Source organism: Anatilimnocola aquadivae, from assembly GCF_049819085.1.
Taxonomy (GTDB): domain Bacteria; phylum Planctomycetota; class Planctomycetia; order Pirellulales; family Pirellulaceae; genus Anatilimnocola.
Window position 1 is genome coordinate 5,229,845 of the sequence record NZ_CP187419.1, and the last position, 19,934, is coordinate 5,249,778.

General features: G+C 57.2%; 15 protein-coding genes. 9 read left to right on the forward strand and 6 right to left on the reverse strand.

Going from position 1 to position 19,934, the window contains the following annotated elements; translation table 11 throughout:
- Positions 1-171 precede the first annotated feature (171 nt).
- Positions 172-1,248: a YcjF family protein gene (locus NA78x_RS20685; RefSeq protein ID WP_425614274.1), complete on the forward strand. Its 1,077-nt coding sequence runs from the start codon at positions 172-174 to the stop codon at positions 1,246-1,248.
- Between the two features lie 37 nt (positions 1,249-1,285).
- Positions 1,286-2,533, forward strand: a complete 1,248-nt coding sequence (locus NA78x_RS20690; protein ID WP_425614275.1) for a prolyl oligopeptidase family serine peptidase — start codon at positions 1,286-1,288, stop codon at positions 2,531-2,533.
- Positions 2,534-2,543: 10 nt separating this feature from the next.
- On the opposite strand, the gene NA78x_RS20695 is transcribed toward NA78x_RS20690, so the two are convergent.
- Complete coding sequence (locus NA78x_RS20695; RefSeq protein ID WP_425614276.1) at positions 2,544-4,001, reverse strand: hypothetical protein; 1,458 nt, start codon at positions 3,999-4,001, stop codon at positions 2,544-2,546.
- A gap of 255 nt (positions 4,002-4,256) precedes the next feature.
- On the opposite strand from NA78x_RS20695, the gene NA78x_RS20700 reads away from it, so the two are divergent.
- From NA78x_RS20700 to NA78x_RS20710, 3 genes are all read left to right on the forward strand, one after another.
- Positions 4,257-5,516, forward strand: a complete 1,260-nt coding sequence (locus tag NA78x_RS20700) for a molybdopterin-dependent oxidoreductase (protein ID WP_425614277.1) — start codon at positions 4,257-4,259, stop codon at positions 5,514-5,516.
- A gap of 130 nt (positions 5,517-5,646) precedes the next feature.
- Entirely contained in the window at positions 5,647-8,256 is a 2,610-nt protein-coding gene (locus NA78x_RS20705; RefSeq protein ID WP_425614278.1) for a heme-binding protein, read from the forward strand.
- 24 nt (positions 8,257-8,280) lie between these two features.
- A complete protein-coding gene (locus NA78x_RS20710; RefSeq protein WP_425614279.1) occupies positions 8,281-9,834 on the forward strand; it encodes an N-acyl-D-amino-acid deacylase family protein in 1,554 nt (517 codons plus the stop codon).
- 23 nt (positions 9,835-9,857) lie between these two features.
- Here the strand turns inward: NA78x_RS20710 and NA78x_RS20715 are convergent, their stop codons facing one another.
- Together NA78x_RS20715 and uvrB are read right to left on the reverse strand one after the other, a co-directional pair.
- On the reverse strand, positions 9,858-10,646 hold the full coding sequence (locus tag NA78x_RS20715) for a PhzF family phenazine biosynthesis protein (RefSeq protein ID WP_425614280.1): 789 nt from the start codon (positions 10,644-10,646) through the stop codon (positions 9,858-9,860).
- Between the two features lie 261 nt (positions 10,647-10,907).
- On the reverse strand, positions 10,908-12,977 hold the full coding sequence (gene uvrB, locus NA78x_RS20720) for an excinuclease ABC subunit UvrB (protein ID WP_425614281.1): 2,070 nt from the start codon (positions 12,975-12,977) through the stop codon (positions 10,908-10,910).
- Positions 12,978-13,216: 239 nt separating this feature from the next.
- Between uvrB and NA78x_RS20725 the strand changes: the two genes are divergently transcribed.
- Positions 13,217-13,831, forward strand: a complete 615-nt coding sequence (locus NA78x_RS20725; RefSeq protein WP_425614282.1) for a hypothetical protein — start codon at positions 13,217-13,219, stop codon at positions 13,829-13,831.
- 3 nt (positions 13,832-13,834) lie between these two features.
- On the opposite strand, the gene NA78x_RS20730 is transcribed toward NA78x_RS20725, so the two are convergent.
- The gene (locus NA78x_RS20730; RefSeq protein ID WP_425619469.1) at positions 13,835-14,728 is read right to left on the reverse strand and encodes an alpha/beta hydrolase; all 894 of its coding nucleotides are present in this window, start codon (positions 14,726-14,728) and stop codon (positions 13,835-13,837) included.
- 72 nt (positions 14,729-14,800) lie between these two features.
- Complete coding sequence (locus NA78x_RS20735; RefSeq protein WP_425614283.1) at positions 14,801-15,640, reverse strand: dimethylarginine dimethylaminohydrolase family protein; 840 nt, start codon at positions 15,638-15,640, stop codon at positions 14,801-14,803.
- 128 nt (positions 15,641-15,768) lie between these two features.
- Between NA78x_RS20735 and NA78x_RS20740 the strand changes: the two genes are divergently transcribed.
- From NA78x_RS20740 to NA78x_RS20750, 3 genes are all read left to right on the forward strand, one after another.
- Entirely contained in the window at positions 15,769-16,263 is a 495-nt protein-coding gene (locus NA78x_RS20740; protein ID WP_425614284.1) for a hypothetical protein, read from the forward strand.
- A 35-nt stretch (positions 16,264-16,298) separates the two neighbouring features.
- Entirely contained in the window at positions 16,299-17,282 is a 984-nt protein-coding gene (locus tag NA78x_RS20745; protein WP_425614285.1) for a hypothetical protein, read from the forward strand.
- A 62-nt stretch (positions 17,283-17,344) separates the two neighbouring features.
- Positions 17,345-18,502, forward strand: coding sequence for a DUF1570 domain-containing protein (locus NA78x_RS20750; RefSeq protein ID WP_425614286.1), 1,158 nt, complete (start codon positions 17,345-17,347; stop codon positions 18,500-18,502).
- Positions 18,503-19,032: 530 nt separating this feature from the next.
- On the opposite strand, the gene NA78x_RS20755 is transcribed toward NA78x_RS20750, so the two are convergent.
- Positions 19,033-19,899, reverse strand: coding sequence for a purine-nucleoside phosphorylase (locus tag NA78x_RS20755; RefSeq protein WP_425614287.1), 867 nt, complete (start codon positions 19,897-19,899; stop codon positions 19,033-19,035).
- Between the last annotated feature and the right edge of the window lie 35 nt (positions 19,900-19,934).

Sequence of the window (19,934 nt, forward strand, 5' to 3'; positions counted from 1 at the left end):
CACAAACCCAAGGTGTGTGTGAACATGTTTTCTCAGGCCAGCATGCGAAATGCGAACTTGCGTTCGCAATCAAGCCAGAAGAGTTCCTGCGGCAGTTGGCTGCTAGAATGGCTGCGTGCCGGTGCGCACTAGCTCACCACCCCTTCCTTTCCACTTCTCCAGGCTTCATTCATGGACATGCTCAACTTTGGTGGCTTGGCCAAGAGTGCCCTGGAAGAAGCGTTACGCGAACGAGGGCATGCCAATGTCCTGATTGCCGGTCGAACGGGGGTTGGCAAGAGCACGCTGATCAATAGCGTATTTCAGGGCAATCTCGCCACCACCGGCCAAGGCAGACCTGTCACGCAGGACACGCGCGAGATTACCAAAGAGGGGATTCCGCTCTCGATCTTTGATACTCGTGGTCTGGAGCTAGCCGACCACTCCAGCACCAAAACGCTGCAGGCGTTTCTGCAGGAGCGGCGGCGCGATCGCGATGAGAAGAAGCAGATTCACGTGGCGTGGATTTGCATTGTCGAAGACCTTCGGCGAATCGAACAAGCCGAGACAGACCTGGCGGCGATGCTCGCCCAGTTCATGCCGGTGATCGCCGTCATTACCAAGGCCCGGGCCGATCAAGGCTTTCGGGCTGAAGTTCAGCGGCTGCTGCCCGAGGCGAAAAATGTCGTCCGCACGCGATCGATTCCCGAACAGTTTGACGATGGTCACACCCTGCAGCCCATGGGGCTCGTCGAGTTGGTTCAGCTCACGATGGAACTGTTTCCCGAGGGACAAAAGCGGGCTTTCGTCGCCGCCCAAAAAGCGGACCTGGCGCTCAAGCGCCAGCGATCGCATTTGATCGTGGCTACGACTGCTTCCTCTGCAGCGGGCATCGGGGCGGTTCCTGTGCCGTTTGCCGATGCAGCCATGATCGTGCCGATGCAGGTTGCGATGATTGCCGGAATCACGGCCACCTATGGGCTGTCCTTCTCCGATGGCTTTCTCACCACACTTGTCGCCAGCATGGTGGGAGGAACGGCCGCCACAATGACCGGTCGCGCGATTGTTGGCAGTCTCCTCAAGCTGATTCCCGGCGTGGGATCGGTGGTCGGAGGTGCCATCTCGGCCACGACTGCCGCTGCCGTCACCAGCGCCTTCGGCGAAGCCTATATTGCCGCGCTCGACGCGCTGTTTGCCAAGCACAAGGGTGAACCGCCGAGCCAACAGGAAGTGCTCGAAGAGGTTCGGCGGCGTTTCTCAGGCAGCTAGAATGCGGCCTTGGATTTCGAACACTGAAAGACCGGCAATGCGAGCTCAAAGCCCGATGATCAAACTCTCGACCTTCATCGTTTCCGGCATTTGCTCATCCCTGTTGTGCATTGCCGGTGGGGCCATAGGCCGTGCCCAAGAGATTTATCCGACCGACCCGTCGATGCCCGCCTATGTTCTGCCGGAAGCTCTCCGCCTCAAAGACGGCCAGTTGGTTACCACGGCCGACCAATGGAAAAATACGCGACGCGGCGAGATCCTGGAGTTGTTTCGCACGAATGTGTATGGCCGCGTTCCCGCGACTCGCTACGAGCAGTCGTTTCATGTTACGCATGAAGACACCAAGGCACTCGACGGTGCCGCCACGCTTCGGCAGGTGGAAGTACGAATTGCCCGCGGCGAGAAGTCGTTGACGATTCGCGTGAATCTCTTTTTCCCCAATCGAAGCGCTAAGCCCGCCCCAGCCTTTTTGTTGATCTGCAATCGGGGCGAAGAAAACATCGATCCGACGCGCGAGAAGAAGAGTGAATTCTGGCCCGTCGAAGATGGAATTGCCCGCGGCTATGCCATGGTGGCGTTTCTCAACGCCGATGTCGATCCGGACAAGCATGATGGTTTTCAGAATGGCATTCACGGACTGCTGGATGAAGGCCAGCGATCTGCTGAAGCCTGGGGCACGATTGCGGCTTGGGCCTGGGGCGCGAGCCGCGTGCTGGATTACCTGCAAACCGTTCCGCAAATTGATCCTGCCAAGATCGCGGTGATTGGGCATTCGCGAGGCGGCAAGACCGCGCTGTGGGCAGCCGCCGAAGACCAGCGCTTTGCGATGGCAGTTTCGAATGACTCCGGCTGCGGCGGTGCCTCTCTCAGTCGGCGACGTTTTACCGGACGAGAGCAAGTGGCGCGAATCGTGACTGCCTTTCCTCATTGGTTCTGCGCGAACTTCAAGGCCTTCGCCGACCGCGAAGACGAACTGCCCATCGATCAGCATGAACTGCTCGCGCTCATCGCCCCAAGAGCTGTGGCCGTGGGGAGTGCCAGCGAAGATCGCTGGGCCGATCCGCGCGGGGAATTCCTGAGTGTCGTGCAGGCTGCCCCCGTTTATGCCCTGCTGGGTCACAAAGCTCTTGGCACCACAGAGATGCCGGGCATCGATACCGCTCTGCACGGCGATCAGGCTCATTACCATCTGCGTGCCGGCAAGCACAACTTGACTCTCGTCGATTGGCGGCATTATTGGGACTTTGCCGATCGCGTGTTTGCGCGCGAGACTGCTAAGCCTTAGCGAGCGGCATTTACTTCAGCAAGGCACGGATGCCGTCCATCAGCACTCGCTCTACCTGCGGTGCGGTGTTGGAGGAACTTGGCTGCGTCTCGTAGCCGCCCTGGGCATAGGCGATTTCGGTGCCGATGTAACCGGGACCGCAATCGCCATAAGCAGCCATGCAGACGACGGCATTCGGTTTCAGTTGTTGCGCGGCTAGTTGATACTCCACGAACAATTCACCCGGCATGTGAACCACATAAGCGTTGCCCAGCTTTAAACAAGAAAGCTGAACGGGCTCACCCTTCTGCATTCGCAGCACGAATGACAACTTGCCGGCCGCGGTTAGTCGCTCCGCCTCCGGCGCCTTTGTGTCCTCGAGCGTGGCGCGCAGTTTCTCGGCATCGAGATGCGCAGCCACGGGCAGGCGGACCGGCTGGACTCGCCACTCACAGTCAGCAGCGGCCAAGGGAGTTTTCTTCGTTGCCAACCACGCACGCTGCATGGCATCGGCCATACGATTGGTCAGCGTCACACGCATTTCGGCACTGCCGTCGTTGTACTTACCAGCGGCTACATTGCCGGCTCCCCCGGTGAAGTGAACCAACGTGAGGCCATCCCGAGACTGCTCGTGCTTCGCGCGTGCGAGCCCGACAAATTCGGAAGTGACGTCTCCCTTGCCAAAATGACTTTGAGGATGCGTCGCGTAAAAGCTGAGCGAAACCAAGGGCCGATCCTCATGAAAGAAAGTCAGCATCTTGAGCAGCGGATCAATAGTTCCCTCGGGCGCGGCCAGCGATTCTTCCACGCGGGCAGCGCTGTGTTCGTATCCTTGGCGTTTGGCTTCTTCCACCAAGCGCGACAGAATCGGCTCGGGAATTCGATACGAGCTCGCGCGGGCGATGGCAACCTTACCATTCGGACCCAAAATGCGACGATTCGAGGCAACCTTCTCGACCTTGGCTTCTCCGACTCCTAAGTGAGTGACTGGTTGCGATTTCTTTAGCGAAGCCTTGGCTGCCTCGGCAGCGTCAGCAACTGCCTTACGCACAAAGAGAACATCGAATCGTTTGCCCGCTAAACCCTGCTGCGCCGCCAGTTCCTCAGCACTGAAATCACACCGAACGCCATCGTGCTGATGAAGGACATGCACCGTGACGCGATCAACCGTTGTCTCCACGGCCCGGGCGAAGTTCTCACGCCACACATCGTGGCCGCCATTGGCGATGCTAATCCAATCGACCGCACAGATCACAATCGGCTTGCCAACACCCTGCAGCACGATGCCCCGCGCCGAGAGCGGGTCTTCAATCTTGCGTGCCAAAGCGTAGGCCACAGGCGTTCCCAAGGGGGGCGTTGCATCCGCCTGAAACACACTGATCCGCAATTGACCTGTTGATGTTGGCTCGGCCGCAATACCGACCGACAGCATCATCGTCGAAGCGATCCCAGCGAGTAGTGCCCAAGCGGTGTGCAGGTTTTGTAACATCGTCGACCTTTGCGAGAGCTCCGCAGTTCCAAATTCCACTCTAGAATGAGGCCTGCCGCGATTGGCTACAATACCCATTAGGGCCGCTTGAACTTTCACGAAACTTGATTCGCTGCCACCTTCGCGGGGGAAACGACCAAGGCGAAGCGTGCCACCGCAGATTGCTCTGCGTCGCTCAGCAAGAGACAATACTGTTTCGAGACAATCGCCTTCCTCCTAACACACACTCCCGCCTCTCCCCTCGGAGTTTGCACCATGTCCCACTTCCATCCACCCACTGATACGCCTTCGCTCACTCGTCGCCGCGTGCTGCAAACTGGTCTCGCCCTGGCTGCTACCACGGCGTTGATCCGTCCGCGGAGTGCCTTTGGCCAAGCCAGCGACAAGCCTACCGCCGATCAGCTCATTGTTGGCAAAGATCGCCGGCTCCTGGTTCACAATCCAGCCAAGACTGGTTTTGAAATTGAGACCCCGCTGGAACTGTTGCGTGAAGACAAAATAACGCCGGCCGAAAAGCTCTTCGTTCGCAATAACCAGCAACCGGATTGGTCGGCGACAATTAAACCGGCACCACCAGGACCTTGGAAGGTGGAAATGGTTGGACTGCTGGAGTTTCCTCGCACCGTCTCGCTCGAAGAGTTGAAGGCCCTGCCACAAGTCGAGCAAGAGATGGTGCTGCAATGCTCGGGCAACGGCCGCGCGATGTTCAGCAAGGTCTCTCCCGTTAAAGGTGCGCAGTGGAGTTACGGAGCCATGGGCAACGTCCGCTTCAAAGGCGTGCCCTTAAAAGCTCTGTTTGAAAAGCTAGACGTTCGCCCGCACGCCACTGCCCGGTTCTTAACTGCCGAAGGGGCTGAGTTGCCAGGAAAGCCCGGCAGTGCAGATTTCGAACACAGTCTTCCCCTCGACGAAACGATCGCTAGGGCAATTGTCGCGACGGAACTTAACGGCCAACCACTCCCGGCTGTCCACGGCGGACCATTGCGTTTGGTCACGCCCGGTTATTACGGCACGATGCATGTGAAATGGCTGTCGCGCCTGCGGTTCGATGCGCAAGAGTCGGTCAACCATCATCAAGCCAAGCGCTATCGCACGCCCCGGGAACCTCTCGAACCAGGTTCTACTTTTGACTACCGCGTTGATAACAGCGACTCTCATTGGCGAATGAAGATCAAGAGCGTGATTTTCTCGCCCGAGCACGATGCGACCGTGCGTGGAGGAAAGCTCATTGTCAGTGGTGTGGCCTGGAATGACGGAACCTCACTGATCGATGCGGTCGAAATCTCGCAAGATGGTGGACAGTCGTGGCGTCGCGCCGAACTTGAGCGTGCGGGCCGCTATGCCTGGCAGCGGTGGCAGCTGCCGCTGTCGCTCAGCAAAGGCAAGCACACGCTGATTAGCCGAGCCGTCGATACCCTCGGCAACACCCAACCGCTTGATGGCGCGATTGGCTGGAACCCCGACGGATACGTTTGGCACGGTGCAGATCGTGTTACCGTGGAGGTCGAGGCTTAATCCCTCTTTCCACCACAGAATAATAAAGGTGCGGTGCGCATCATTTCCTCACGTACCGCGACCCAAGTGTTGGCGGTACTCCTCTCCTGCATTTCACATCAGCGGCCCAGCCGCCCTTAAGGAAGCCCTCATGAATCGGGTTGGATTGTTCGCCGCGCTGCTTTGTCTTTGTTGGAGCACGCTCGTTTTCGGCCAAGCCGCCAAGTCCCCCAAGGCGAAGACGAAGCGTCCAGCCGTTGTTGGGCCTTCGATCAAGGGAAACAAGGCAACTCCCATCGACCGCATCAAGACGCTGAAGGACTTTCAGGTCGAGCTGCTATATTCTGTCCCCGGTGCTGACCAGGGGTCGTGGGTCAATCTTTGCGTTGACAACAAACAGAGAATCATCGTCAGCGATCAGTACGGCGGTTTGTATCGCTTTGCCGCGCCGCCTCTAGGGCGACCGCTCGATCCAACAACAATTCAAAAAGTCCCTGCTGACATTCGCGCGGTGAATGGCATGGTGTGGGCCTTCGATGCCTTGTACGTGGGCGTCAACGATTACGAAAAAAAGATCCCGAGCGGACTCTATCGGCTGACCGATAGTGACGGCGACGATCAACTCGACAAGGTAGAGTTGCTGCGCGAGATCACCGCGAATGGCGATCACGGTGTGCACGCGGTCGTGCCGACGCCCGATGGCAAGGCTCTGTTTCTGGTGTGTGGCAACGGAGCCAAGCCCACCGCGATGGCTGCGACATCGCCGGTTCCCGCAATCTGGGGCGAGGATCACTTGCTGCCGCGAATTCCCGATGGTCGTGGATTCATGCGCGATGTCATGGGCCCCGGCGGCATCATCTATCGCGTCTCTCCCGACGGCAAAACATTCGAAGCCGTCGCTTCGGGCTTTCGCAACATCTTTGACGCATCGGTCAATCGCGAAGGTGAGCTATTCACCTACGACGCTGATATGGAATACGATTTCAACACAAGTTGGTATCGCCCGACACGCATCAACCATGTTGTCAGTGGTGCCGAGTTTGGCTGGCGCAACGGCGCGGGTAAGCGACCTGAGTTCTATCCAGACAACCTGCCTGCCACGCTCAATATCGGCCCCGGCTCACCAACCGGTACGACCTTTGGCTATGGGGCCAAGTTCCCGGCGAAGTACCAAAACGCGCTATTCGCACTCGATTGGAGCTGGGGAAAACTCTACGCGGTGCATCTCACGCCCGGTGGCTCAACCTACGCAGCCACGAAGGAAGAGTTTGTGACGGGGGCTCCGCTGCCGATTACCGACGCCATCATTCATCCGCAGGATGGAGCCATGTACTTCACCATCGGCGGCCGGCGAGTGCAGTCGGGGCTTTATCGCGTGACCTATACGGGCACCGAATCGACGGCACCCGTTGCTGCCAAAGTCGAGAATCGTGATCTGGCGACCACGCGACATCAATTGGAAGCGTTTCATGGTCGGCAAGACTCTAACGCAGTCGCCACGGCTTGGCCTTATCTAAAGCACAATGACCGCTTCCTGCGCTGGGCCGCGCGGACTGCCATCGAACATCAACCTACTTCTAGCTGGGCCGATCGGGCGCTCAGCGAACCAGACGCTGCCACTCAGGTAGAAGCATTGTTGGCCCTGGCGCGAGTGACCGGCGTCTGCCCGCAGCATCGCACCAGCGAGACCCCGCCGGTCGATGAAGCGCTACGTGCCAAGTTGCTCGACGCGCTCGTGAATGTCGATTGGAGCAAGCTTGACGACGAGCGACAGTTGACCCTCGTCCGCACGATCCAAATCACGTTGAACCGCTTCGGCCGACCCGACGATGGCAGAGTCGCCAAGCTGATCGCTAAACTCGATCCCGCCTTCCCATCCTCGTCGCGCGAGCTCAACTGGCTGCTATGCGAGACTCTGGTTTTTCTGCAGTCGCCCACTGCTGCATCGAAAGGCATCGCCTTAATCGCGAGCGCACCCACGCAGGAAGAGCAAATCGAGTACGCGCGATCACTTCGCATGCTCAAGGCAGGTTGGACTACCGAACTGCGCACGGCCTATTTCGAGTGGCTTGTCAAAGCAGCGAATTATCGTGGTGGCGCGAGTTTCGAGAAGTTTATCGACTTCATTCGCGCGGATGCCGTCGCCTCGCTGACAGATGCTGAGAAATCGTCACTCGCCGAAGTGTTGGCGAAGAAGCCAGAACGAAAGTCTGCCATCGAAAGCTTGAGCGCCATCTTCGCCGGCCGCCAGCCGACCGAGTGGAAACTCGAGGAGCTCTCCGCGTCGACGCAGACCAGCCTCAAGGCCCGCAACTTTGACAACGGCCGCAAGATGTTCGCTGCGGGTGCCTGCTTCTCTTGCCATCGCTTTGGGAACGAAGGCGGGATGACCGGCCCCGACCTAAGTACAGCGGGCAGACGTTACTCGCCCCATGACATGCTCGATCAGATTATCAACCCAAGTAAAGTCATCAACGAACAATTCTCGGCGGTGACCATCGCTACGGATGCCGGAAAAGTACACACGGGAGTCATCGTCAATCTCAGCGGCGACTCGCTGACACTCAACACCGACCTCACCGATCCGAATCAGCGGGTAACGATCGACCGCAAACAGATCGAAGAGATGGAAGCTTCTAAGGTGTCGCCGATGCCCGCCAACTTATTGAGTTTGCTCACGAAAGACGAGGTGCTCGACCTGTTAGCCTATGTGCTAAGTGGTGGTGAGCCGACGCACGAGTTCTTTAAGAGCAACAAATAGAATCTCATCGATCGAGCCCAACCTATGTCTCACTCTGCCTGCCTGCTGGTCATCTCGCTTCTCGCTGCTGATCCCATCGCAGCGGACTACGTCTTGCGGAACGGCGAAATCTACGACGGTGGCGAGGGTGCTGCTTTCGTGGGCGACGTGGCGATTAAGGGAGACCGTATTGTCGCGATCAAGTCTGGCAGGCTCGACGTGCGTGCCGGGACGAAAGAAATCGATGCGGCCGGGATGATCGTTGCACCGGGATTCATCGACCTGCACTCGCACAGCGATGGACCCATCCTGGAGCCTAAGACGCGTTTGAACGCCAACTTTCTCACGCAAGGTTGCACGAGTGTCGTAACTGGCAATTGCGGTGCAGGACCAGTCGACGTTGCCGCTTATTATCAAAAGATTGACGAGCACGGGGCCGGGACAAATATCTTGCACCTCATTCCGCACGGCAGCTTACGAGCCGAAGCGATGGGCCGCACCAATCGGCCGCCAACTCCGGCCGAACTCGAGAAAATGAAGGAACTCTGTGCGCGCGGCATGCGTGACGGCGCGTGGGGTATGGCGACGGGCCTGATCTATGTGCCGGGTTCATTTTCGAAGACCGAGGAACTTGTTGCCGTTGCGGAGATCGTCGGCCAGCATCGTGGCATCTATGCCTCGCACATTCGCAACGAAGGGAGTCAGTTACTCGAGTCACTCGACGAAATTCTTGCGATTGGAAAGCAAGCCAAGTTGCCCGTTCATGTGTCGCACATCAAAGTCAGCGGCAAGGCGAACTGGGGGATTGCACCTGATGCAATCCAGAAACTTCGCGATGCGCGCACCGCTGGCCAACAGGTGACAGCCGATCAATATCCGTATCCTGCTAGTTCAACCTCGCTCGCAGCCATGGTCATTCCTGACGAACTGCGCGAGTGGAAGAAACTGAAAGAGACTTTGGACGATCCAGAGAAAGGCGACAAAGTCCGCCAGCTGATTGCGGCGCAGATTGGCGACCGCGATGGCGGTGAGCGACTGGTGATCGCCAACTTTGCTCCTCAGCGAGCGTGGCAGGGAAAGAGCCTCGCTGCAATCGCCAAAGAAACGGATCGCGCGCCTCTTGAGGTGGCTCTCGAAATCATGAGCCGCGGGGGAGCACAGGTTGTGAGCTTCGGGATGAACGAGGACGAAGTGCGGCTCTTTATGCGAGAGCCGTTCGTAGCTACCGCCAGCGATGGCAGTGCGATGTCCCTGGACTCTGCTGCTCAACCTCATCCACGTTCGTTCGGCTGCTTTTCTCGAAAGATTGGCTACTACGCAATTGAAGGCAAGGTTCTGCCACTGGCGCAGGCGATTCGTTCGGCTAGCGGCTTGCCGGCCGATATCTTGGGCCTGCCCGAACGTGGATATCTCAAGGAAGGCTACTTCGCGGACCTGTTAGTTTTCGATCCAAAGACATTTCGCGACCAAGCAACATTTACCAAACCGCTGGCCTGGTCCACCGGAGTCAAGCTGCTGTTCGTCAATGGACAGGTCACGGTCGAAGACGGCAAACCTACCGAGAAACTGGCCGGAAGAGCGCTTCGCCACAAGTCATAAGCTGGAACCGTCGGCAACCACTTTTAGAGCAGTTCGCCTTGCCAGACAGTGACGGCCTGACCGCCCAGAATGATGCGGTCGCCTTGCATACGAAGCTTTAATTCGCCTCCCCGTTTAGACGCCTGGAAGGCCCGCAATTCCTTCTTGCCGAGTTGCTCGGCCCAGTAGGGCATCAAGGCACAGTAGGCAGAACCAGTCGCGGGATCTTCGTCGATACCCGACGCGGGGGCAAAGAACCGAGCGATGAAGTCGTAGTTAGGATCGTCGGATACGGCACTGACCATGATGCCACGCACGGGGATGGTACCAAGGGCCCGAAAGTCCGGCGCCATTTCGCGAATGATCGTCGGCGAGTCATAGATCGCCACGTAGTCAAATTTGCTTTGCGCGACCAGCATTGGCCGCGCACCCAGGGCGGCTGCCATGACGGTTGGTTCTTCGGCAGCAACGGCGGGTGTCGCCGGAAAATCAAGCTCAATCCAGTCGCCATTGCGGCTACAAGTCAGCACGCCGCTGCGGGTGTGAAAGCGAATCGGCCCTTCGGGAATAATGCCTGCCTGCCACAGCGCGTGGGCCGAAGCCAGGGTTGCATGTCCACACAAATCGACTTCAATTGTCGGTGTGAACCAACGAAGCTCATACCCTTCGGGCAACTTGCGAATGAATGCAGTTTCAGCCAAGTTCATTTCGGCAGCGACAGCCTGCATCCATGTATCGACAGCGTCGCCTTCCAACCAACAGACGGCAGCGGGATTCCCGGCAAAAGGTCGATTGGTGAAGGCATCAACCTGCCAACAACGAATACGTGCCATCAGAGTTCACTCTCAGAACAGAAGAGCAGGAGGGAGAACAGTATTAAGAGTAGAGAGAGTAACTTATGCCCCGCAGACACAAGATACTAGCTTAAGGTTCGCAGCTTGCGATCATCCGCAGACTGGCAAGAAAGAAGGTGACAGGGTCAATCGCGCGCTCTTACAATGTTGAGCCCGCGATTGCCGAGTTCTGATTGGCTAGTCCTGATTGACCAGTCTCCCATGGCCATCACAAAGTCTTGGATGGCGTGGTGATTTCAATTACACGCCCCGCTTAGGTCGTGGTACGCGAGAGCCACCTTTGCCGCCCCGTCGCTTGCCGCGACCACCAGACTTTTCGACTTGGACATCGCTGACCTTCTCACCAATCGAGTCTTGCATCTGGGTGATACGGTCGCGCAGCATGGCAGCCCGCTCAAACTCCATGGCTTCAGCGGCAGCCATCATTTCGGCTTCCAACTCGTTGAGATATTCCTGGGTGACGTACTCCGCCTCGTCGGTGCGTCCTACTGCTTCGTTGGCTTTGCGATGTGCGGAAACAGCTTCCTCAATCCCTTGTCGAATGTTCTTCTTCACGGTCTCAGGCGTGATGCCATGCTCAAGATTGTACGCTTCCTGAATCCCACGGCGACGGCGGGTTTCGTCGATGGCCAGTCGCATCGATTCAGTCATTTTGTCGGCGTACAGAATGACCTTCGCGTTCACGTTGCGGGCAGCGCGGCCGATGGTCTGAATGAGCGATGTTTCGCTGCGAAGAAAACCTTCTTTGTCGGCGTCGAGAATCGCCACCAGCGACACTTCAGGCAAGTCGAGACCTTCGCGCAGCAGATTCACACCCACGAGGCAGTCGAAGTGTCCCAGCCGCAGATCACGTAAAAGTTCCACTCGCTCGAAGGCATCAAGCTCGCTGTGCAGCCATTTGCAGGCGACCTTTTGTTCGACGAGATAGGCGGATAGATCCTCGGCCAGTCGCTTGGTCAGCGCAGTCACCAGCACACGTTCTCCTGCTGCTGCGCGCTCGCGCACTTGCTCCAGCAGATGCGGAACCTGGCCGCGGGCAGGTTGAATTTCGACAACCGGATCGAGCAAGCCCGTCGGGCGAATGATCTGCTCGACCACTTCGCCGCCTGTTGCTCCCAGTTCATAGTCGTTCGGAGTCGCCGAAACGTAGACGACCTGATTGACCTTTTGTTCCCACTCCTCGAACTTCATCGGGCGATTATCGAGGGCGCTCGGCAGTCGAAAACCGTGCTCGACCAGCGTCGATTTGCGTGCGCGATCGCCATTGTACATGGCGCGAATCTGCGGGATCGTCACATGCGATTCGTCGATGACGAGCAAGTAGTCTTTGGGAAAGAACTCATAGAGCGTATCAGGAGTCGAGCCCGGTGGACGGCCCGAAAGCGGGCGACTGTAGTTTTCGATTCCCGGGCAATGTCCGACTTCTTGCAGCATCTCGAGATCGAAACGAGTGCGTGCGCTCAGCCGTTGTGCTTCCAGCAGTTTGCCTTGCTCGCGCAGTTGATTCAGACGTTCGTCGAGTTCCTGCTTGATCGAATCGATGGCAGCGGCGATTCGATCTTCGGCCATCACAAAGTGCTTGGCCGGGTAAACGGTAAGCTGTGAGTGCTGAGAAATGGTCTCGCCGCTCGTGGGATTGATGATCGAGAGCTTCTCGACTTCATCTCCCCAGAACTCGATGCGATAGGCATATTCTTCGTACGAGGGCCAGACTTCGACGCAATCGCCGCGGACGCGAATCTTACTCCGTTCGAACGAGATATCGTTCCGGTCGTACTGAATGTCAATCAGCCTTTTGAGCATCTGGTCGCGGTCGATCACCTGGCCGACGGTGAGCCCGACCATCATTGCCTTGTAGTCTTGCGGCGAACCCAAGCCGTAGATGCACGACACGCTCGCGACAATGATCACATCTTCGCGGCTCACGAGCGAACTGGTCGTCGCCAGCCGGAGTCGATCCAGTTCCTGATTGATCGAGGCGTCTTTCTCGATGTAAATGTCCCGCTGGGGAATGTAGGCCTCAGGCTGATAGTAGTCGTAATAACTGACGAAATAATGGACGGCGTTGTTCGGGAAGAACTCCTTGAACTCGCCGTACAGCTGCGCGGCCAATGTCTTGTTGTGCGAAATGACGAGCGTCGGCTTTTGAATGTTCTGAATGACGTTCGCCATGGTGAACGTCTTGCCGGAGCCCGTCACACCCATCAACACTTGAGCTTTTTGGCCATTCTTCAAGCCGTTGGTGAGTGCTTCGATAGCTGCCGGCTGATCGCCGGCAGGTTCATAGGGGCGATGAATGCGAAAACCCACGCTTCCCGAGCCTTTCTGGAGAGGCACAGCTGATGCGACCGACAATTCGTCTGCACGCCGAACTTAGGCTGCAAACGGTGGCCGCACTGCCCGACAGAATGCGGTGCGCGCCATCACTTACCATACCGCGAATGACGCCCATCGCGATAGGCGGGATCGGAGTGTTGTCCATCATTTCGCCGCTGCAAAACGAATTAGCTGAGTGATTCGTCTAACCGAAGTCTAAGGAGCACACTGCCATGACGTCACCTACTGTTACTGCCGAGTTGCCTTCCGCCCGGCTCCACCGGCGGAGTTGGGGCCAATTCAGCATCCGGACGATGCTCGCTGCCACTCTGATCGCTTCCGTTCTGATGGCCTGGGTCGCTCATAAACGGGCCGAAGCAGCCCAACAACGCCGTGCCTACCAGATCATTGTCGACAAGCGCGGCGCGTCCAATTTCGCGCCAGTATCGAGCCGCTCGCCGTGGCTCTGCTTCATCTTGGGCGAGGATGTTTCCGGCGGCGGGCACTGCGTAGAGTTCGGCGGTGGGGAGTTCAACGACGATGACCTGGCAAGCTTGGTCGCACTCGGGCAGATTCGTCGTCTGTCGCTCAATCGGACTAGCGTCACTGACAGAGGATTGATCCACCTAAGAACACTCTTGCACCTCCGATATTTAAGTCTCGACGAAACGCAGATCTCCGATGAAGGCTTGAAATCGTTGCATGCTTGCCGCTGTCTAGAATGGCTTTCACTCCGCGACACTCGCACTACACCGGAGGCAGTACAACAACTTCGGACAGCGATACCAAACTTGAGCATCATGGACACCGGCGAGAATGAATTGCCGGCCTTGAACGACAAACCATAACTGCTATCGCATACCAACTTTTGTCAGCCACTTCAGTGCGTCTTCTGGCCAGACACGTGCTTCTTTCTCTGAATGCAGGCCGTAACCGTGCCCTCCGGTGGGATACAGTTGGAACTCGTGTGCCACTTTGGCTTCATCGAGCGCTGCATGATAGATCTTGCTGCCAATCACATGACTCTTGTCGTCGTCGCTGTGCACGATCAGTGTCGGCGGGATCTTGGCTTTCAAGTTGAGGTCCGCTGCGACTTTCCCGTTCTTGTCATCCAGATAGGCCGGATAAACCAGCACAGCAAAATCGGGGCGACAGCTTAGTTGGTCAACGGCATCAATGTCGCGATAGGTTCGCACATCAAAATGGGTGCTGGCCCTCGCGGCAAGATTGCCACCGGCCGAAAAGCCAATTACCCCCAACCGCTTCACGTCGATATTCCACTCAGCAGCTTTCGCTCGGGTAAGACTCAAAGCCCGCTGCACGTCCTGAAGTGCTCCCTCGCGGTTGTTTGGGTTTCGGTACTTCAAGACCAAGGCCGTGATCCCGTGCGAATTCAGCCACCCTGCGATTTCCGATCCCTCTTTATCGATCACCACGTAGCTATAACCGCCGCCAGGACAGACGATCATGGCGGGTGAATCTTTCTTCTCTGCAGGAAACACAGTCAGCGTGGGACGGCTGACATTGGTAATGCGGTGAAACTTATCTTTCGAAGGCCTTTCGGCCTCGGGTTGATCGGCACCACGTCCGGGCATTTTTCCTTCCGGCCAAACATCGGCAACGATTGCCGGCGCTGTTGAAGTTGGAGTGGTGATTGTTGCTTGCGCGTAACCGACCTGTGCAATCAACAAGCACACAGCAACGAATCCGGTGATACCCAACACAAGACGGTTGAACATGTTCATCACTCCAATGCCACCTGCAGGGTCTGTGGATTCTCGCGGCCCCGCTGTGAATAATTATTTAACATCAGCCCGTCACTTTGGCAAATGGTTCTTCCAACTTGCTGCCTCCTCGCCGTCCAGTCGCAAGGTCAGGCATTTGGCACTACCACCAGCCTTTACAAATTCACTCAGGGGCGTTTCGAAGGGAGTGTAGCCAGCCACACGCAGATCATGGTGAAGCTGTGGCGAGCCACTGTTTGTGACGATATTCTTGCCGACGACCACTGCGTTGCAGGCAAAACTGTGAGCTTCCTCCGCAGTCACTTCGATCAGTTTGGGCACTGCTTCGCGAATCGCTTGTCGGCCGTAATCATCAAAAGCACCCGGAAACCAAATCGCTTCGCCGGGCGAAAGCGGACAGCAGCAAGTATCGAGGTGATAGTAGTGCGTATCGACCAGTTCGACGGGAATCACGCGGCTATCGACCAGCTTGCCGACCAACTGCTGGCTGTGGATATCGCTGCGGATGCGATAGCCCGCGAGCAGGGTTTCGCCGCAAAAGAGCGCATCACCGGCCCCTTCAAAGTAGCGCCCGTCCGGCAGCCTTTCGACGTAAAAGCCGTGCTCGCTCAGCCAACGATCGCACAGGGGCTCTTCTCCCTGGCGTTGCTCGTGACGAAAGTGAGCAAGGATGGCCCGCTCGCGATAGATCATCGCCGCGTTGGCAGTGAAGACTAAATCTGGCAAACCTGCGACGGGTTCCAAGAGTGAAATCTGAGCACCCAAGTGTTCCAGCAAGGATCTCAAATCTTGCCACTGCTGCTTGGCCAATTCACGATCTGCCTGCCGGCTCCGGCTCATCCACGGATTGATTTCGTACTCAATCCCGTAATGATCGGGCGGGCACATCAGAATGTGCGGTGTTATGCTCATGTTAGGCACCTTCGCAACGGCCGCTAGCGTCGAGCTTGCCAGCAGGCCGGTTGCAATCATTCATCTTGAGTTGTTGTCGCAATTCTTCTACGATTCGCCGCCTTCAAGATTCCTCCCGATTATATCCCATGCTCGACTTCGAAATTTCCCGCTGTACCCGCCGCTGTGCCGCGACCGATCGCGAACTGCAGCCTGGCGAGACGTACTACTCGGTCCTTGTGCCCAGTGGTGCGCAGGTGTTGCGCCAAGACTATTCAGCTGCCGAGTGGAAGGGACCGCCGGAGAAAGCCTTGGGTTGGTGGAAGGCGACCATGGCCGATGCCACCGCTCGCAAACCGCAATGGGCACCCCACGAAGTGATGCTCGAATTTTTTGAAACCCTCGAACACGATCCCTCGCGCGAAGACTTACGCTACGTACTGGCCCTGTTGCTCGTTCGCCGCCGAGTATTGCGACTCGAAGCCGAAGAGACCGATGCCACGGGCAGACAGATCCAAGTATTCGAATGCCCACGCAAGGAAGTTCAATATCGAGTTGCCGTGGCGCTGCCGGAAGCAGCGCGGGCGACTGAGTTGCAGGCCCAGTTGTCGCAATTGTTGCAACAGCCCACTGCAGCCAGTTGATTGCTGAGCCTGCCCCTCGTTGCAAGGATGCAACCTTGAAATCACAAACCCTGCTCCTCCTGGCGATCACCACCTGCGGGCTCCTATGCTCGTCCGGTTGCCGCTGGAAAGGCTGGCCGGGTTTCGTCTCACCTTGGCAACAGCAGCAAGATGCCGGGCCCGTTTTATTCACTTCCATTCCTCCCAAAGAAGAGTTGGTCGCGGCACTGAATTCCAGCACCGCTCGCGTTAATAGCCTGCAATCGCAAGGGGCGAGTGTTTCGCTTTCCGGTTTTCGTGCTCAAACCGAACTGGCCTTCGAACGACCGAACAAGTTGCGTTTTCGAGCGAACTCGTCGCTGCTTGGTCCTGTTGTCGACATGGGTTCGAACGAAGAGATGCTCTGGTTTTGGACATCACAAAGTAATCCTCCCAATGTGTTCTTCGCCCGTCACGATCGGCTGGCCACGAGCAACATTCGTCAGCAGTTGGCCATCGATCCCAACATGTTCATCGAAGCCCTCGGCTTTGTGCAACTCAGTCCCGAAAACGTCGTTGGCGAACCGGTCTCTGCCGATAAGAACCGCCTGAAGTTTGTGTATCGGCAACCAACGCCAGCCGGCGACCTGAACCGCACCTTGTACGTGCATGCTCGGCACGGCTACTTGATGGAGCAACAAATTGCCGATTCTGCTGGCCGGCCCATGCTCAGCGCGAAGCTGTCGCAACAGCGTTACTATTCGCTCGATAGTGTCACTTTGCCCCATCATGTCGAATTGCAAATGCCCGGCGAAGGGATGAAGGTAAATCTGGATGTTCCTCAATATCTGGTGAACCAAGCTTTCAACGAAGGGAATGCCACGTTTGTTTTTCCGCGCGAGCAACTGGGCCAGTACCAGATGGTTGATATCGCTGATCCCAACTTCGTTCCTCCCGGCCAGGCACCACCGGCACAATACTCATCTCCCGGCTATCCTCAGCCCGACGCCCCTCAAGTTCCGACTGCCCAGCGCTATCGCGGGTCACCCGAACAGCGCTGATTCGCCTCCGCGGCGAGCTATACTAGTTTTATCGCCAGGGGCTCGACGGTCAGGAATTGTTCATGCTTGGTTTGATCACAACTCGCGCCATGTGTTTCGCCAGCAGCCTGTTGCTGGTGATCTCGCTGAGCGCGCCTCTGCAGGCTGTCGAGCAAGTTTCAATTAATCAAGCTGGCAAAACGCGAGTTTTGACGGGCAAGGTGATGGTCGAAGCCGAAGACGGCGGTCTGCTGCTGCTGACTCGGGACGGCAAGCTCTGGCCCCTGCCCAAAGAAGAAATCACCGATCGCCGCTCCGACGACAAGCTCTTTCAGCCTCTGACTAAACCAGAGTTCACGAAGCAACTGCTCGAAACGCTCCCCGCAGGCTTCAAGGTTTTTCAAACCCGGCACTACACCATTTGCTACAACACCTCGCCCGGCTATGCCCAGTGGGTGGGTGCGCTCTACGAACGGCTCTATTCGGCGTTCTACAGCTACTGGCCGCGCAAAGGTGCCGAGCTGCGCGAGCCGGAGTTCCCCCTTGCGGCGATTGTGTTCGACTCTCGCGAAAACTATGAACTGTACGCTCGCAACGAACTGGGCGACTCGACCAAGTCGATCATGGGCTACTACAGTCTGCATACCAATCTCGTCACGATGTACGACCTGACGGGCCTGGCCGAAATGCGATTCGCTGGCGATCGGACCGCGGCTCGCATCAGCCAGGTCTTGTCGCAGCCCAATGCCGAGCGGAATGTCGCGACCATTGTGCATGAAGCGACCCATCAACTGGCTTTCAACAGCGGGCTGCAACAACGGTTCACCGATACTCCTTTCTGGGTCAGCGAAGGCCTGGCGGTCTTTTTCGAAACTCCCGATCTCGACAACAGCAAAGGGTGGCGTAACGTCGGTGCTGTGAATCGCTACAACCTCATCAACTTCCGCAAGTACTTGAAAACGCGTCAGCCTGGCTCGCTCGCTTTGCTGTTGGGCGACGACAAGCGCTTTCGCGACCCAGCCTCCATGGCCGATGCCTACGCCGAAGGCTGGGCACTCAATTACTTTCTCATCCGCACGCAAGGCGAGCAGTACACCAAGTACCTGAAGGTTCTGGCCGAGCAAACGCCTCTCGTCATGCAAGAGCCTGCCGCCCGTCAAGAACAGTTCCTCAAGTTCTTCGGTGGCAATCTCGAAGCTCTCGAAAGCGACTTTCTGAAGTACATGCGTTCCGTACAGTAGCGAATCACACGGACGATCTCCTGCCCGTCGGTTGATAACCACTTTTGATAACTTTTTAGTGAGTTATTTTCTCTGCAGCCCTCGCTGTAAACTCTAAACTCCCAAGCAGTTACTAAATTCGTTGGCCTCATTCTGACGATCGTCTGAAAACCGTTTGATAACCTTTTCGGGACCGCTCGCATCTTCGTCATTCTGGCGATTGTCTGAAAACGATTGGCCGTCCCAAGCCACTCTCGCAGGGTTATTGGACAGGCCCCAGATTTTTGCTCCCCATCAAAACCTGCTGCCTGGCAATCACTTCGGTTCTCGCTCCAGACATTTGTACGCGTCCTTTTGTCCAACAACCTCGTTCGCCCTGGAACAGGCATCTACCTCATCGAAGTCCCGGCATTTCGCCAAAAAACGAAGCCGCCTATCCGCGCAGCAGGGCCCGGGCACGATCCACCACACAGTAAAAGTGCACCCCAATATTAGCGCACAGCGGCGACTGATTGTCAATATTTCTTTTTATATTATTGACGACATATACACTAACTTGTCTTGGTAAATTGCTCGCGATGCAATTCCTTCAGCACGCCATGCACGAGGGCCCGCACTTTGTACTTCACTTGCTGGGCGACTTTGACGACGTGCTCGGCGTCGACTTCTTCGCGAACGATGGCATCGGGCCGGGCAATGTTGGTCACGGTTGAGATGCCGAAGACACGCATGCCGCAGCTGGCAGCGACGAGCACTTCCGGGACGGTCGACATGCCGACCACATCGCCCAACTTGCGGAACATGCGATACTCGGCGCGAGTTTCGTAGCTGGGGCCTGTCACGGCGACATACACGCCTTGCTGACAAGCAAAGCCCTGTTCACGGGCCGTGTGCAGACCGGCGGCGATCAGCCTGGGGCAATACAGGCGAGCCTGTTTGCGCGGCATCCGATCGGTTTGGCCCGCAGCAAACGACGCGAGCCCTTCGAGAAACATCAGCTGAATGTGATCTTCGAGAATCATCACATCGCCCACTTCGTACAGCGGGTTTACGCCGCCAGCGGCATTCGAAACGATTAGCGTCTGCGCGCCGAGCGCCTGCATCACACGCACGGGCAACGTGGCTTGCTCGACCGGGTAACCTTCGTACAAGTGGCAGCGACCTTGCATCACGATGACCGGGATATCGTTGATCCGGCCGCAGATGAAATTTCCTTTGTGAGCGAGCGCCGTCGAGTGCGGGAAGTGAGGAATTTCGCGATACGGAATGATCTGCTCCGCTTCGATTTCGTCCGTCAGATCGCCCAGTCCCGTGCCAAGAATGATGGCCACCTGCGGCGTGCAAGTCCAGCGTGAACGTACTACAGCCAAGGCATCTTGCAGCATGCGATCTCGGTCGTGGGTGATGAGTGCGTTCATGGTTTTCGTAGGACGGTAGCAAGTGTACGCACGCA